Source organism: Desulfatiferula olefinivorans (assembly GCF_054657895.1).
Window position 1 is genome coordinate 113,857 of the sequence record NZ_BAAHXV010000009.1, and the last position, 15,909, is coordinate 129,765.

The 15,909-nt window shown below is 58.3% G+C and carries 13 protein-coding genes; 2 read left to right on the plus strand and 11 right to left on the minus strand.

Annotated elements, in window-relative coordinates; translation table 11 throughout:
• Positions 1-182: 182 nt before the first annotated feature.
• Positions 183-860 (minus strand): response regulator, encoded by a 678-nt coding sequence (locus tag ACYQ11_RS08875; RefSeq protein WP_459923420.1) that lies wholly within the window; start codon positions 858-860, stop codon positions 183-185.
• 401 nt (positions 861-1,261) lie between these two features.
• Positions 1,262-1,561: a hypothetical protein gene (locus ACYQ11_RS08880; RefSeq protein ID WP_459923421.1), complete on the minus strand. Its 300-nt coding sequence runs from the start codon at positions 1,559-1,561 to the stop codon at positions 1,262-1,264.
• Positions 1,562-2,103: 542 nt separating this feature from the next.
• Between ACYQ11_RS08880 and ACYQ11_RS08885 the strand changes: the two genes are divergently transcribed.
• Positions 2,104-2,697 (plus strand): recombinase family protein, encoded by a 594-nt coding sequence (locus ACYQ11_RS08885; protein ID WP_459923422.1) that lies wholly within the window; start codon positions 2,104-2,106, stop codon positions 2,695-2,697.
• A 68-nt stretch (positions 2,698-2,765) separates the two neighbouring features.
• Here the strand turns inward: ACYQ11_RS08885 and ACYQ11_RS08890 are convergent, their stop codons facing one another.
• The 4 genes from ACYQ11_RS08890 to ACYQ11_RS08905 form a co-directional block, all read right to left on the minus strand.
• A complete protein-coding gene (locus ACYQ11_RS08890; RefSeq protein WP_459923423.1) occupies positions 2,766-3,344 on the minus strand; it encodes a TetR/AcrR family transcriptional regulator in 579 nt (192 codons plus the stop codon).
• Positions 3,345-3,560: 216 nt separating this feature from the next.
• Entirely contained in the window at positions 3,561-3,914 is a 354-nt protein-coding gene (locus ACYQ11_RS08895; RefSeq protein WP_459923424.1) for a PilZ domain-containing protein, read from the minus strand.
• 344 nt (positions 3,915-4,258) lie between these two features.
• A complete protein-coding gene (locus ACYQ11_RS08900; RefSeq protein WP_459923425.1) occupies positions 4,259-4,969 on the minus strand; it encodes a lytic transglycosylase domain-containing protein in 711 nt (236 codons plus the stop codon).
• A gap of 221 nt (positions 4,970-5,190) precedes the next feature.
• Complete coding sequence (locus ACYQ11_RS08905; RefSeq protein WP_459923426.1) at positions 5,191-6,996, minus strand: ABC-F family ATP-binding cassette domain-containing protein; 1,806 nt, start codon at positions 6,994-6,996, stop codon at positions 5,191-5,193.
• A 119-nt stretch (positions 6,997-7,115) separates the two neighbouring features.
• Between ACYQ11_RS08905 and ACYQ11_RS08910 the strand changes: the two genes are divergently transcribed.
• On the plus strand, positions 7,116-7,496 hold the full coding sequence (locus ACYQ11_RS08910; protein ID WP_459923427.1) for a hypothetical protein: 381 nt from the start codon (positions 7,116-7,118) through the stop codon (positions 7,494-7,496).
• Here the strand turns inward: ACYQ11_RS08910 and ACYQ11_RS08915 are convergent.
• From ACYQ11_RS08915 to ACYQ11_RS08935, 5 genes are all read right to left on the minus strand, one after another.
• Positions 7,487-8,707, minus strand: a complete 1,221-nt coding sequence (locus tag ACYQ11_RS08915; RefSeq protein ID WP_459923428.1) for an ABC transporter permease — start codon at positions 8,705-8,707, stop codon at positions 7,487-7,489. The two genes, ACYQ11_RS08910 and ACYQ11_RS08915, sit on opposite strands and share 10 nt — an antisense overlap.
• A complete protein-coding gene (locus ACYQ11_RS08920; protein WP_459923429.1) occupies positions 8,704-9,444 on the minus strand; it encodes an ABC transporter ATP-binding protein in 741 nt (246 codons plus the stop codon). Before ACYQ11_RS08920 ends, ACYQ11_RS08915 begins: the two co-directional genes overlap by 4 nt.
• 11 nt (positions 9,445-9,455) lie before the next feature.
• A complete protein-coding gene (locus ACYQ11_RS08925) occupies positions 9,456-10,622 on the minus strand; it encodes an efflux RND transporter periplasmic adaptor subunit (RefSeq protein WP_459923430.1) in 1,167 nt (388 codons plus the stop codon).
• Positions 10,619-11,971 carry a TolC family protein gene (locus ACYQ11_RS08930; protein ID WP_459923431.1) on the minus strand — a complete coding sequence of 451 codons (1,353 nt, stop codon included), beginning with the start codon at positions 11,969-11,971 and terminating at the stop codon, positions 10,619-10,621. Before ACYQ11_RS08930 ends, ACYQ11_RS08925 begins: the two co-directional genes overlap by 4 nt.
• Positions 11,972-12,118: 147 nt before the next feature.
• Positions 12,119-15,130 carry a PAS domain S-box protein gene (locus ACYQ11_RS08935; protein ID WP_459923432.1) on the minus strand — a complete coding sequence of 1,004 codons (3,012 nt, stop codon included), beginning with the start codon at positions 15,128-15,130 and terminating at the stop codon, positions 12,119-12,121.
• Positions 15,131-15,909: the final 779 nt, after the last annotated feature.

Genomic DNA, 15,909 nt, shown 5'->3' on the forward strand with positions numbered 1-15,909 from the left:
TCAGGTTAAACAGCAAAATCACTCGTTAAGTTAATAACATTGAACAAAAAAGGCTTCGCACCCGGCGAAGCCTTTTGGCCATCATGTTTCAACGGTTTTCGGGCACGTGTTTTTGCCCATCCGGGTTTCAAGCCCATGACATTGCATCATACCTTATTATATAGGGGTTGGGTGAGGCCTCCCTATTCCTTCCACAGGTCCACGTCGATGAGCCCTAAACGGGCGGCGTAGCGAACCAGTTCCATGGTACTGTGTATATCGAGCTTCTTCATGATGTTGGCCCGATGGTTTTCAACGGTCTTGGGACTGATGCACAGTTTGTCGGCAATCTCCTTGGGCGCGGAACCCTCGGCCAGAAGCCGCATGACCTCCTGCTCCCGGGGCGTCAGCGATCCGTAATCCGCATCGGTGATTTTTGCGTCCTTGACGGGGAATTTCATCAGTTTTTCGACAACCTGGTGGGATACGGAACTGTCCAGATAATACTCACCCCGAAGAACGATCTCGATGCCCTGGACCAGCCGGTCCGATGCCGAATCCTTGGCCACGTAACCCGTGGCTCCGGCCTGAAACGCTTCGGCGATGTAATCGATCTTTGAATGCATGCTGACGATCATGATTTTGGTGTCGGGCAGGGACTCTCTCATTTCGTTGGTGATCTGAACCCCGTTGATATCGGGCAGGGAAATGTCCACCACGGCCAGATCCGGCTTGAGTTGTTTGGCCATTTTCAACCCCTGGCGCCCGGTGCCTGCTTCCCCGACCACCTTGTAACGCTTGTCGCGCTCGACTATGGTTTTCAGACCCTCGCGGAACAAGGGATGATCATCGATAATCAGAATGTTTTTGCACTGAGCCACACCGGTCTCCTTATCCTTCGTCATGTCAAGAAATCCGCTTCGATGGTCAACTGGTTAAGGGCTCGCCGGATGAATCGGTGCGTCATGCCGTCGTGGTGGAGCACACCGGAACATCCGACCTGACTGTTCGATTCGAAACACATGTTTGTCAATTGAATCAAGGCCCTGCCCACATCGAGGAAAAACAGGTTATTAATAAATTTTCCCAGGATGCTTGTCAATGTAAATATTGAGCGATTGTGCAGGGACAGAGGGGGAAACACGGGGGCAGGCGTCGTTGGCGTTATCCGGGCCGGGGATCAGACAGGGAAGTCCTCGCCGCCGATCAATCCAAACCGGGGATGAGGAAAGTAAAAAACGAAAAAAACGTCCGGCAATCGAAGACCGGCGTTCAGAGATGATCAGTGAAGGACATGGGTTCTGACGGTATAGTCAAACTCGTTTTCAAGAAGGAAAATGATCAATTCAAAACTGCTTTCATCCATCACCGGGCGTTCCCAGCCCATTTTTCTCAGTTCAAAATTGACGAAGGAGACGGTGAAGCTGCCGCCGTCCCGAAGCAGGGTGAACACATCCTTGACCAGTCGATTGATGTCATCGGGCGACAACCCATGGCTGGACAGACGCCAGAACAGGGTGGTACAGATATTGGCTGTATTCTCGCGTGTTGAAAAAGGAACAAGATCATGAAGACATCCCATAGTCCACCTCCCTGTTGTTTATTTTTTCAACTGAATAAACGGCCGGATTGACGACAGACAATTTCACGGGTATAGTAGTGAAACATGCGACCCAAACATCGTAGCTTCTCGTTGTTTTGTAATACTATCAAATAATTGATTGTGTTTGTCCATAAGCCGAAGACTTCATTTGTTTGGGAGGATTCGCTTATGTGCGGGATTTTTCCCCACACCCGGGGCGGCATCCCGAAGCGTGCCCATCACGGGCAGGCCGGCAAGAAAACGGCGGGACCCGTGTCATCCGTGACCCTTGTATCAATAAATCGCGCTTCCTTTATTTTTTCTAAAGAATTGCAGTTGTTTTCCGATAAACTGAATGTGATGCATACAGCCCGGGGCTTGACGACTTCCGGCCGTCCCCGTTTATGTTAAAACGATCCGCTTTCGCCCGTCGGATCTGTCTGTGCGTTTTTTCTCGTCACGGTGTCACGTTTTATCCGTTGATCACACGCAGGCCTGCTTGAAGGGGGGGGTCTGTATTTCAATGTTTGTGGAGGTATCAAATGAGTGAATTTCTCAAAAATTTTCGCAGCACCCACAGCCGGTATGCCGGCAACAAGCGCAATCCATACGACGGCCATTACTATCCCTCCCAGGAACGGCGTACCGGGAACGATCGCCGCAACGAATCAGGCTCGTCTTCGGGAAAACCCTCGGCGTCCTTGTTTGCAAAGCTTGAAGAGTTTCTTCCCAGACTCCTCACCCTCCTTGAAACCATCACGGAAAACCAGCAGCAGCTGATCGAGATGAAAGACCGCGAATCCCGCAACGCCGACATGATGGCCTCCGCATTCAAGGACATCGGCGCCGTGCTCGACGCCCTTCGCAGCCGGGGCCCAGGGCCTGTGATCCGGGAAACCCGCTCGGATTCATCCGAAACAAATCCGCCCATGTCGATCAAGGAGCTGGATCAGACCGAGATGAAATCCTCCGCCGACGAAAAACGGGAAGTGATCCGGATCATGAAGAAATTGCGAAAAAAAGGCGGGACGTACAAAGAAATCGCTCATTTTCTCAACGAGAACAAGATTCCCACGTTTTCGAACAAAGGGTACTGGCATGCCCAGACGATTCACCGTCTGTGCAGTCGATCCTGAGGCCCTGCCCTCCGTCGATCCGCCCCGCGGCAACTCACCGGTGTTCCGGCCATGGGGTTCCCGGTCCGTTAGTTATCAAGCATTTTCGTGAGCTCACCGAGCATCTGCGTGAGGGGAATGTCCTGCATGCCGATGGCGGCCTGAATGATCAGGCCGTCAATCACGGCGACCAGAATCCGCGCCTGGACCGGTATATCGAGATCCTGTCCGGTGATCATCCTGTATCCTTCCGCCACCATCTTGAACCATTGGCTGTAGGTGAGGATAAAACGATCCTTCAGTTCGGTGTTGCCGGACAGCACCTCCTGGATCAGATACAGATGGAGCCGTGACCGGGTTTCGGATTTCAGGAGGGATTCGAACAGAAGGCCCATCATCTCCTTCCAGTTCACCTCCCCCTTGTTGGTTTCGATAATCGAAAAAATTTCCCCGGTGATTTTTTCGATATGGACATCGGTGATATCGAAAATCAGATCGTTCTTCGTGGAATAATAATAATAAAGGGTGCCCTTGCTGATCCCCACGGCCTTGGCGATATCGGCAAGGCTTGTCTTTTCCACCCCCCGCTCACCAAACAGGTGAATGGCGGTCCCTATGATTTTTTCCCGGTTGTTCGCCGTAGCGGCCCGATCCGATTTATTCTTCAAAAAACCCTCTATCGCCCGATCCCATGTTCCGGCAGGCCCTGACTGTAACGGTTTTGCGGCTGACTCCAAAAAAAAACACGCATGGAGTCAACACACCCATGCGTGTTACATAGACAACCGGAGCCTGTCCGTCAAGAGGAAGGGTGAACGCAAGGGAATCGTTTTGCGCCGGATGGGTCCGATTCGGTTTTTGCGGGATTAGAATCGAAACGGGCGTCAGACCTTGTCGATAAACCGTTCCATGTTCTTTTTTTTGCCGTCATCGTCGAAGTCGAATCGGACGGCGACCCCCGAGGGCATGACGCGGACGATGTCGCCGGAAACGCGGAGAAGGTCGATCCGGGCAAAATCGGAAAACAGCATGGTGATATCCTCACCGATGGACAGATTCTTGTCGGTTTCGATAAAAACCCCGCCGGGGCAGATATCCTTGATCGGATCGGTGTACACCCCAGTACCGGCCGCATAGTCCACTTCGGCGAAAAAACAGGTCTTTCTCGAATGCCTTCGCCGATCTTCCACAGAGTTCATCCCTTTCTTTTCCATCTGGCCCTCATGATGATTGTTCATGGTCAAACCCAAAGCCGTCCCGAGCCGGCGGACCCGCCGCACCACGCGGAAAGAACCGGCCAAAACCGCCGTACATACGTCAAAATCGCGGCATCCCCAGATGCCATATCCGGACAAATACAGCGAACCCTTCAGACGTGTTCATAATAACAAGGCACGATCACGAACACCTTGCATCCCGGTGTTCCGCGACGTTTTTTACTGGAAGACGGTCGCCGTCAGCGCTGCGACAGAGGTGAAGTCAAAGATGGCTCATGATAACAAAGGGAACAGGATATGTCCATAAAAAAAACAGGTTAGAACCATATGACGGAAAGGTTTCGGCAAGCCGGACGGGATAACAATCAGGACTGGGAGAGGTAGACGGTCTTGGACGACGCCGCTTCGACTTTCTTGAAATCGGTGTGGAACTTGAACACCTTTTCAATGTAGTTCCGGGTTTCGGAAAACGGAGGCACCCCCCGGTATTTATGAACCTTTCGACTGCCCGCATTATAGGCGGCCAGGGCCAGCTGCACATCCCCGTCGAAGCGGTCGAGAAGTTTTCTGAAATATTTCACCCCGCCGTCAATGTTGTGCTCGGGATTGAACGCATCTTCGACCCCCAGGGCCTTGGCGGTTCGGGGCATCAGTTGCATCAGACCCTGGGCTCCCACGTGGGAGACGGCGTTGGGATTGAAGCCGGATTCCGCGGCGATGATGGCTTTGACCAGCAGGGGGTCCACCTCGTAACGCCGGGCGACCTTGACGATCAGGGGGTAATAGAGGGTTTCGGGATCATTGATTTCGGCCAGATCGTCGGCATCGGCGTCGGCGGCCTGTTCATCGATGAGAACATGAAGAATGGAATCCGCTTCCGTTTCCGGCGGCACGATGCTCAACGGCACAGTCGGTTCGGCCCCCAAAGCGGCCGTTCCGGCAGGATATGTCTCCCGATGGGACGCCGATGCCTGGACAATCAGCGCCGCAGCCACGGCAAACACAAGAAAGTAACAGATAAAACACTTGACACGACCGGTCGGAGACGACGATGCTCCAGCCTCATTACCACTCATTCAAAACCTACTTTCGGCGCTTTTCTCTCACGGGCCCAACCTTGATCCACTTACCGGCCCATGAACACCTGACAAAGCTCCTTCAAAGGACTGCAACTTAACACCGGACGAATCTTTTTTCAAACGTTTTTTTACCGAATACGGGATGGTCAACAACGACGCGCCTCTCGGCTTTCCCGACATGTGCCCCGGCCCGTTTAAAAAAATAAAATCCTTTTATATCAGCCCTTTAATTCTTCAAGTTCCGCCCAACGCTCGTAAAGCCGGTCAACCCGGGACTGGGCCTCACCCAGCTCCCGATAGAGGTTTTGCATGGTTTCGGTATCCCCGAAAAGGGACGGATCATTCAACCGGGCCTCCAGGGTCCGGACAGCCTCTTCCGCCGCCTGAATCAGTCCTTCGATCTGATCGAGTTCAAATTGGTGTTTGAATGAAAATTTTCTGGGTTTCTCCTCTTTGGGCGGCGCCTGCGAGGCCGCAGGGGGTTTCTTTCGGACCGTTTTCTTCCGGTCTTCTTTCAGCTCATCAATCCACTGGGTCAGGTCGGCATACAGGCGCACGGCTCCCTTTCCGTCAAAGCCCAGTATATGGGTGGCCAGACTGTCCATCAGACAACGGTCATGGGACGCCACGACGATGGCGCCGGGAAAATCGGCCAGGCTGTCTTCGAGCACCTCCAGGGTGGGAATGTCCAGATCGTTGGTGGGCTCGTCAAGCAGCAGGATGTCCGCCGGGGTCCGCATCAGGTTGGCGATGATCACCCGGGCCTGCTCCCCGCCGGACAGCTTGTCCACCGTCGTGTCGAGCTGTTCCGGGTGGAAATGGAATTTCTTGGCCCAGGTGACCACGTGGACGGGGTTGCCCCGATACAAAACGGTATCACTGTCCGGCGACAGGGCCTTGCGCAGCGTCAGGTCCGGATCGAGCTGGGCCCGCTCCTGGTCGAACAGCACGATATTCAGATTGTCGACGGTTTTCACATGCCCCGAATCCGGCTCGATCCGACCGGCCAGAATCTTGAGCAGGGTGCTTTTTCCCGAGCCGTTGGCGCCAAGAAGGCCGATGACCAGCCCCGGCCCCAGAGCGAGGCTGAGATTGTCGAACAGCGTCTGTCCCCCCAGGGATTTGCCAAGGTGGTAGGCGTCGAGCAGCCGCCGGGTCTTTCGCCCGGTGGATTGAAAGTCCAGGTCAATCTCCGCCGCCTGGCGGTTGCGCGTCCGCAGATCACCGAGTTCGGCACTGAGCCGTGAGGCATTGTCGATGCGGTACTGGGCCTTGGTGGACCGGGCCTTGGGGCCCCGTCTCAGCCATTCGGTCTCCCGGCGCATCTTGTTGGCCAGCACCGTTTCCTGCCGGAGCTGGAGATCAAGCACGGTGTCCCGGCGTTCGAGAAATTCGGCGTAGTTGCCGTCGACCTTCAGGTAACCTCCGGCATAGGCCTTTCCCAGCTCGATGGTCCGGTTGGTCACGGCGTTGAGCAGATAACGGTCATGACTGACCAGAACAAAGGAAAAACTCGCCTGGGCGAGAATCTGTTCAAGCCAGAGGATGCCCTCCAGATCCAGGTGGTTGGTGGGTTCGTCAAGAAACAGAATGTCCGGCTGCCGGATCAGGGCGCAGCAGATGGAAAGCCGTTTTCGCCAGCCCCCGGACAGATCGGCGGTCTTGACCGAGACATCGGGGAAACGGGCCTGACCGATGACTTTCTGGCCCCGGCTGATCATTTCAGCATCATGTCCGGCGGTCTCGTCCAGCACCCGGCCAAGGACCGCCTCAACGGTCAGATCGGGATCGAACAGATCCTGCTGGGCCAGGTACACGGGCCTCAGATTTTTCTTCTCCAGGCGCTGCCCCGTATCCGGATGAATGACCCCGGCGAAAATTTTGAGCAGGGTGGATTTCCCCGATCCGTTGGCGCCGATGAGCCCCAGCTTCTCGCCTTCGGAAAATCCAAGGGACAGATCGGAAAAAAGGGTCTGTGAGCCATAGCTCATACCCAGGTTTTTGTAGCTGATCAAAAAAGACATGGCTCCCGCTTTCGTCATTTTTTTATATTGCCAAGGCCCTTTCTTATGATAGGCTTTCGGCCATGGACAAAAGCCGACAATATATTCAAATGTGCCAAAGGTCAAAAGAAATCCAGGGCTTGTGGACCCCAAAACCCGGCGATTTCTATGCCGACCCGGATCATCGGGTGCACTGCTGGATCCCCGATGCGACTCCGTACCGAACCATCCGAAAGGGATTTGCCGTCCTGACCCGGGGCAACCTCACCCGGCTGCTGCCCCTGGTGTGGATGCCCAAACTCGACCAGCTGATTGAAATGTCCCAGGTCCGGGGCAAGGGGTTCCGCGATATGTCCTTTGTGTTCTACGAATGGGTCAAAGAGCCCTACGGCGAGGGCGGAAGGCCGGCCAACCGGCAATTCGCCTCCCTGGAGCAGCTCTGGCTGGCCTTCATCATGAACCGGAAGCACCTGAAGCACTGGCAGGAGGATAACTGGACCTCCCGGCGTCTCTATTCGTAGCGCAGGGCCTCGATGGGATTAAGCCCCGCGGCCTTCCGGGCCGGATAGAATCCGAAAAAGACGCCCACCGTCGCCGTGAACGCCACCGTGGCGGCCACCACCCAGAGACGGACCACCACACTGGACCCCGTCATTGACCCGATGGCCCAGGCAATCCCCACCCCCGCCGCAATCCCGAGGAGCCCGCCGATCACACTGAGAATCACGGCCTCGATCAGAAACTGAATGAGGATATCCGATCCCCTGGCGCCCACCGCCATGCGGATGCCGATCTCCCGGGTTCTCTCGGTGACCGACACCAGCATGATGTTCATGATACCGATGCCCCCCACCAGAAGCGACACGCCGGCAATGGCGCTCAGAAGTGCGGTCAGGGTGCCGGTGACCTTGGTGGCCATGCCGATCAGTTCGGTCTGGTTTCTGATATGAAAGTCATCCTCCTGGCCCTCGGCCAGGCGATGGGTTCGGCGCAACACTTCGCGGATGTCTGTTTCGGCCTCGGTCATCCGGTCTTCGGACAGGGCGCTGACCATCAGCGAACGGATGGTTTTTCCGTCGGACAGACGATACAGGGCCGTCGTATCCGGCACCAGAACCACATCGTCCTGATCCGACCCCATGGCGGTCTGGCCTTTGGCCGTCAGAACCCCCACCACCTTGAAGGGGACGTTCCTGACCCTGATCCGGGTTCCCACCGGATCCTGGCCGGGAAACAACTCGTCGGCCACGGTCTTTCCCAGCACCGCCGCCTTGGCCTTGGTCCTGATATCCCGCTCGCTGAAAAATCGCCCCGTTGAAAGACCGTAATTCCGAATGGTCAGATAATCCGCCGAAACCCCCTGTATCGAGGTATTCCAGTTGGCCCGTCCGGCAATCACCTGCTCGCTCAACCGGATCACCGGCGAGACATGGGCGATGGCCGAGGGGGTTTTGTCCCGAAGGGCCGACACATCGTCCATGGTCAAACTGGTCTGGGTGCCGACCCCGATTCGAACGCCTCCTGTAAAGGCACTGGCGGAATGGACGATCAGAAGATTGGTCCCCATGGCCGCCACCTGTTTTTCGATGTCGACCTGGGACCCTTCGCCCAACGCCACCAAGGCGATCACCGACGCCACGCCGATGATGATGCCCAGCATGGTCAACAGGCTTCGCATCCGGTTCTTGAGGATGCTCTGGAAGGCCACGACCATCAGTTTCTGCCATTTCATGACCGCGCCTCCCCGTTTGGCGGTTCATCCGGACCATCAAACCCTCGCCGGACCGCAACGTCGCGGTCATCGATGATCCGTCCGTCCCGCATGGTGATGACGCGTTTGGCAAAGTCGGCCACATCCGGTTCATGGGTGACCAGAATCAGGGTGATGCCCCGGTCGTTGAGATCGTTGAACACCGAAAGGATATCAAGGGTGGTCTTGCTGTCCAGGTTGCCCGTGGGCTCGTCGGCCAGGATGATGGCCGGATCGTTGACCAGGGCCCGGGCGATGGCCACCCGCTGCTGCTGCCCGCCCGAAAGCTGGTTGGGGTGATGATCGACACGGTCGGCCAGCCCCACCCGGCCAAGGGCGTCAAGGGCCTTGCGGCGGGACGTGGCCGGGGTGTCCCGCCGGCTGTAAAGCAGGGGCAGGGCCACATTGTCCAGAGCCGATGTCCGGGGCAGCAGGTTGAATCCCTGGAACACGAAACCGATGCGCCGGTTCCGGATGTCGGCCAGACGCCCCCGGTCCAGGGTGTCCACCCGGCAGCCTTCAAGCTCGTAAGTGCCCCGGTCGGCCCGGTCCAGGCAGCCCAGAATGGTCATCAGGGTCGATTTCCCCGATCCCGAGGCCCCCATGACGGCCAGATACTCGCCCCGGCCGACCGACAGGGACACCCCGGCCAGGGCCTTCACGGTTTCGCCGCCCAGTTGAAAGGTTTTGTGAACGTCACGAAGGACGATGGTCTCCATGCTGTCTCCCGTCATCGTCTCGGGTGGCCGGGCCGCGGGGGCGTCAGCCGGGACAACAGTCCTTTTTTCGCCGTATTTTTCTCCAGCGTCCGCCCCGTGATCACCGCCATACCTTCGGCCAACTCCGTTTCGCCGTCGACGGCCGTGAGAACCCCGTCGCTGATTCCCGGGGTCACCGCAATCCGCCGCAGGCCCCCGTCCGCCCGAGGCACATAGACCCCGGGCCCCCTTCCTGTCTCCGGTGCATGCTCCGGCCGGAACCGTAACGCCGCGTTGGGAACCAAAAGCACCGCCTCCGCCCGGGCCACCACAAAATCCGTGGTGGCCGTCATGCCCGGCAGCAGACGTCCCTCACGATTGTCCGCATCGACCATCACGGTGTAGGTCACCACATTGGACACGGTTTTGGGATTCAGACGAATCTGGGTGACCACCCCGCCGAACACCTCGTCGGGATAGGCCTGAACCGTGAAGCGGACCCTCTGATCCAGGCGGACCAGCCCGATATCGCTTTCATCCACATCGGCCTCGATCTGCATGCGGGAAAGGTCCTCGGCAATGACGAACAGGGTCGGCGTGCTGTAGCTGGCCGCCACGGTCTGCCCGGCCTCGATGCTCCGGGTGATCACCGTGCCGTCGATGGGAGATGCGATGGTGGCGTTGTCGAGGTTGCTTTGGGCGCGTTTCAGGGTGGCCTCGGCGGAAAGTACCCCGGCCCGGTTCAATTCCACGGCGGTCTCGAGATCCAGGTATTCCTGGGCCGACAGATTGCCGCTCTCGAAAAGATCACGGTTACGGGCCAGTTCGGCCCGGGCCTGTTTGAGCCGCGCCCGGGCCTGGATCAGACCGGCCCGGGCCTCGTCGACGGCCGCCTCGAACAACGACAGGTCAAGGACCGCCAGCACCTGATCCCGGCTGACCCGGTCATTGTAATCGACCAGCACCCGGTCGATGGTCCCCGACACCTGGGTGCCGATATCCACCGTCCCCACGGCGACCAGGGTTCCGGTACTCGACACCAGGGTTTCCAGATCCCCCCGGGTCACGGTCTGCTGCTGAAGGATTCCGGTCTCACGCTCTTTTTCTTCAGAAGGTCCGGCGGCGTTCCAGCCCCAGAGCATCATTCCCCCGGCTGCCGCAGCCGCAATGATAAGGCCGATCCGACTTTTCCTGTTCATGGTGTGCCTTCTTTCATCTGAAAGGTCTCGTCCAGATCCCCCCGGTAAAAGGCCAGGCTCAGGGCCTGGATCACCCGGTTCAGACCGGCGTCGACCGTGTTGTAACGGGCTTCGGTATAGACGGTCTGGGCCCCGGACAGTTCGGTCAGGGTGGCGGCCCCGGACGTGTAGCGCAGGCGGGTCGATTCCAGGGCCTTGGCCGCATAGGTCATCTGGTGTTCCGTGACCTCGACCCGACTCAGGGCCGCCTGGTATTCGGCAAAGGCCTGGCCGATCTGAACGCCGATCCGACGGACCAGCTTCTCGTATTCAAGGCGCGTGATGCGGTTTGACACGCCGGCCTGGGCCACATTAGTCTGGGTCACCCGCCGATCGAACAGGGGCAGACTCACATTCACCCCCACCCGGGCCGTCAGGTTGTCATCGCCCCACTGGTCCGAGGCGTCGGCCTCGTCCAGACTCGACCAGGAACTGCCCAGCTCGGCAGTCATGTTCACGGTGGGGAAGTAACCCGACCGGGCTTCGGTGACCGCCATGTCCGCGGACCAGATTTTATTTTTCAGGGCAAACAGATCCGGACGTTTTTCCAGGGCCTGACGAATCAGCGGCTCCGGCGTGTCGGGCAGATCAAGGGGCCCCAGGGCGTCCATGCGGTCCGTGACATCGATCTCGGTCGACAGGGGAAGACCGATGATCTCGGTGAGTTCAAGACGCTTGACCCGATAGGCCTCGACGGCGTTGACCAGGCCCAGCCGGGCGTCGGCGGCCTGGGCCTGCTGCTGGTAAAGATCGGTCAGCGGCCGTCGTCCGGCCGTGCAGAACGCCTCGATCTGCTCGAGCTGCTTCAGGTGATCCGCAAGATTCTGCTCAGCCACCGCAATCCGTTCCCGGCGGCTCAGGGTTTCCAGGTAGGCGGTCACGGTGTCGAAGATCACGCTCTGGCGGGTCCGGGCCCGGGTGTCCCGCTCGGCGTGCAGGGCGTATTCGGATTTCCGAAGGGAGGCCTGATCCTCGAACCCCTTGAACAGATTCAGCGTCGACGACAAGGACGCCGACAGGGTCCGATAAGTCTTATCCGACGGCGTGGATCGGGCGTTTCTTGCCACATCCATGCCCGCTCCGGCCAAAAGGGTGGGCAGATAATCGGCCCGGTCACGGGATCGGGAAAGCTCCGAGGCCCTCACCTTTTCTTCGGCTATCCTTAGATCCTGATTGCAGGACAGGGACAGGGCCACCGCCTGATCCAGGGAAAGGGCCTGGGCCGCCTCGCTCCGGCACGCGCCCCCCAGGATCAGTCCGCAGAGAAGACTTGTAAAAAAAAGAAAGCCGCTGCATGGTTTGATGTTCATGGTTCACCTTGGCTGTGTCAATGGGGGCCCGTCTGAGCCGGGCCGTTGTGTCGATCCTGACCCTAACACAGTTCGATACGAAAAAATGTGAAAAAAATGTGGAAAGATTGTGCACGCGATCGGGGCGAAGGGGTAAAGAGACAGGGGCTATCCCAGAGTTTCACGGATCTTGACGGCCAGGGGTTTCAGGCCGAAGGGTTTCTGGATGAAATGCACCCCGACCTCAAGAACCCCCTGATGGGTGATGGCGTCGGCGGTGTAACCCGACATGAACAGCCGGCGGATTCCCGGGCGGAGAGACTCGATCCGATCCGCCAGTTCCCGGCCGTTCATCCCCGGCATGATCACATCGGTGATAATCAAATCGATGGGGCCTTCATGGGTCCTGATCAGATCAAGGGCGTCGGTCGGTGAGCCCGCCGCCAGAACGGTGTACCCCAGCTGGTCAAGCATCATGGTGCACAGTTCCAGGAGGGTCGGATCATCCTCGATGATCACAATGGTCTCGCCCCGCCCGTGGGGGATGCCGTCCATGATGTCGGGCCGGGGCACAGGTATGGCCGTCCCGGCTTTGGGGATATGGATACGGAACCGGGCGCCCTGCCCCGGCCCGCTGGCCACCGAAATCGCCCCGCCGTTCTGCTTGACGATGCCGTACACCGTGGCCAGCCCCATGCCCGTCCCCTGCCCCAGTCCCTTGGTGGTGTAAAAGGGTTCGAAAATATGGGCCAGGGTTTCGGCATCCATGCCCCAGCCGCTGTCACTGACCGCCAGCAGGGCATAGTCTCCCGGAAGGCATTCGGCATAACGCGCACAGTCTTTCTCGTCCAGGGACTCGATCGTTGTTTCAATGGTCAGACGGCCCACATCGTCGATGGCGTCCCGGGCGTTCACACAAAGATTGATCAGGATCTGGTCAAGCTGGGAGGGGTCCATCTTCACCGGGCAGGGATCCGGACAGGGCAGCCAGATCAGCTCGATGTTTTCTCCGATAATCCGCCGGACCATGGACAGAATGCTTTCGATGGCCTGGTTGAGATCCAGAACCACCGGTTCGATGGTCTGCTTGCGGGCAAAGGCCAGAAGCTGCCGGGTCAGATCGGCCGAACGCCGGGCCGCATCGAGAATACGCTCAAGGTTTTTACGGAAAGGATCTTCCTGGGCCATGCCCTCCAGAGCCAGTTCGGCATAGCCGGTAATGGCCCCCAGCATGTTGTTGAAATCATGGGCCACCCCGCCGGCCAGAATACCCACCGCTTCGAGTTTTTTGGATTGATGAAGCTGGGCCTGGAGGGTTTCTTTGTACTCTTCGGCCCGTTTCCGTTCGGAAATATCACGAAAATCCCAGACCCTCCCGATTTCCCGATCGTCCATGATCATCGGCGCGGTATAACATTCAAACACCCGGCCGTCGGCCATGGGCAGTTCATACATCGCCTGGGTCCGGCTGTGGTACAGCGACTGAACCATGGCGGCAAATCCCGGGGGATCGGCCAGCTGGTCCTTGACGAAGTCCCGCAGAACCGCATCGTCGTCCGTGGCCTGAAGTTCCGGCGGAATCCGCCACATGGCGTAAAACTGCCTGTTGGCCTGAATGACCTTCAGATCCTGACTGACCACCAGAATCCCGTCGGTGGTGGCGTTGAAGGTGGCCCGGAGCTGTTCCATGCTTTCCCTGAGGGCCGATTCCTTCAGCCGTGCCTCGGTGATGTCGAAAAAGCTGACCAGAAGGATATCGCCGATCACGTTGGCTTCGACGATCATGGACAGCACCCGGCCGTCCCGACAGGTCACCCGGCATTCATCGGATTCGATTCCGCTTTTCCGGGCCAGGGCCTTGTTCACGGCGGCATCCCAGCGCCGACGGACGTCCAGGCGATAGGCGGGGTCGGGATAGATGGTGGTCCACCAGGCGTCTTCATCGGGAAAGTCGTTGATCTCATAGCCCAGCACCTGTGTCAGCCGATCGTTGATGGCCAGAACGGAGCCGTCAAGACCCATGGAGATCAGGGGAATGGGGGCGAACCGGAACAGGGACCGGAACCGTTCCTCACTCTTTTTCAGTGCCAGTTCGACCGTCTTCTGTTCCGTCAGATCCACGGTCATGGACAGCACCTGCTGCTGTCCGTCGATGTCCATGAGAACCGAGGAAAACGAAAGGTGGCGGATACGACCGTCGGGGTCCGTCACGCTGACTTCCCGATGGGAAATCGACCCTTCCGTCATGAGGGTATGGATCACCGCATCGGCCTCTTCGGATGAAATCCGGGCATGTTCCCTGAAGTTCAGCGTGGGCAGATCGTCCCGGGTCAGGCCCCGGCTCTTCAGAAAGGCCGGATTGGCGTCCAGGTAGCGTCCGTCCGAAAGACGGCTGATCACGATGGCATAAGGGGCGTTTTCGAAAATCGCCCGGAACACGGCGTCGTTTTTCTTCATCTCCAACTGTGCCGTCTTGAGGGTCTGGATGTTCACATCCAGGCCGATGATCCGTTCCGGCCGGCCCGAGTGATCCCGGCCCACCACCTTGCTTTTGGACAGCACCCAGTTCCAGGATCCGTCGGCCCGAAGCAGGCGGAATTCAATCTCGAAAAACCCATGGCCGCCCCCCTCCAGAAAAATCGCCAGGGACGCCTCCAGTGAGGGGCGGTCCTCCGGATGGATCAGGGCTCGAAATTCCTTCCAGGGCATGTCCCGCTCACGGGCCGGGTAACCGAGCATGACAAGCCACTGGGCGCTCAGGAATGTGCTCTGCCGGTCGGCATGGTAATCCCAGACCCCGGCATGGGTGGCCTCGGTGGCCAGACGGAGCAACTCGGTCTGTTCGAGCATCTCCCGCCTCACGGCTTCAAGATCGGCCACATGCCGCCTGAGGTCCCGACGCTGAAATACGCCAAGGATAAGCAGTCCCAAAAGAATCACGCTGGAAAGCGCGCCGGCTTTCCAGAGCCGGGACCCGCCGCCTCCCACCGGACGGTCCGGCCTGAGGAGGCCATCGCGATCGGCCTGAACCGTAAGAACCGCCTGATCCGGGGAAGCGGCCAGACCCGGCCCCGCCGTCCCGGACATCAGACAAAAAAAAGCCGCCGCCGGAATCAGAAGCATCGCCGTGGTCCGATACAGGCCCGTGATTTTTTTGAAAGGTTTCGTCAGATGCTTCAAAAAAGAAGTGTCTTCCCCCCATGATCGCACAAAGCGTCATAGGGCGGTCGCGGTTTGAGGATAACGGGGTCGTCATGCCGGCCGAATCAGTGACCAAACGACAGGCAGCCCGGATACATCGTGTGAATGTTTGAAATAATACACCAGAACCCGGCCAAAGCACAAGGGGGAAGGGGGCCGGTCACAGGGCAATCGCATGTGCCGGGGGCATCCGCCCCATTCCGATGAGCGGTACCGTGCGACATGCCCCGGCATGTCCGGCTTTTCTCCGTGGCTTTGTGTCTCTGTGAGAGTACTTAAACCGGCTTCCCCGAAGGGGAGCCGGTCTTTTTGTTTTCTCACGGAGACACCAAGACACAGAGATTGCCCTGGGGCCGGTCACAGGGCAATCGCATGTCTATCCCGCACGACCCATGGGTCATGCCCTGTGGGGAGCGGTTCAGAAATGCCGTGTGTCAGGGATTGACAACCCCCATTTTCTTCGTCGCAGCGACCGGGTGGTTGAATGGTTTGACCATGAGAAAAAAGAGGGTGTCGTGTGTTCAAGCGGTGTATTTCCTGCTGGCAGGGATGACGTGTTTACGTCGACAGGATTGATCTGAGATCAATCCGGTGAGATTCTCACGAAGGCCGTTTTTTTGCTTTTCTTCAAGAATATGAAACATGCGATGACCCTGGGGCCGGAAAGGGTCATGATGAAAAGTGCCGTCACGTTCGTTCACGGGGTCGGGAACGAACGTGACGGCGGGGTCGGGATCACGGCGGGGCTGAGGCCTCAT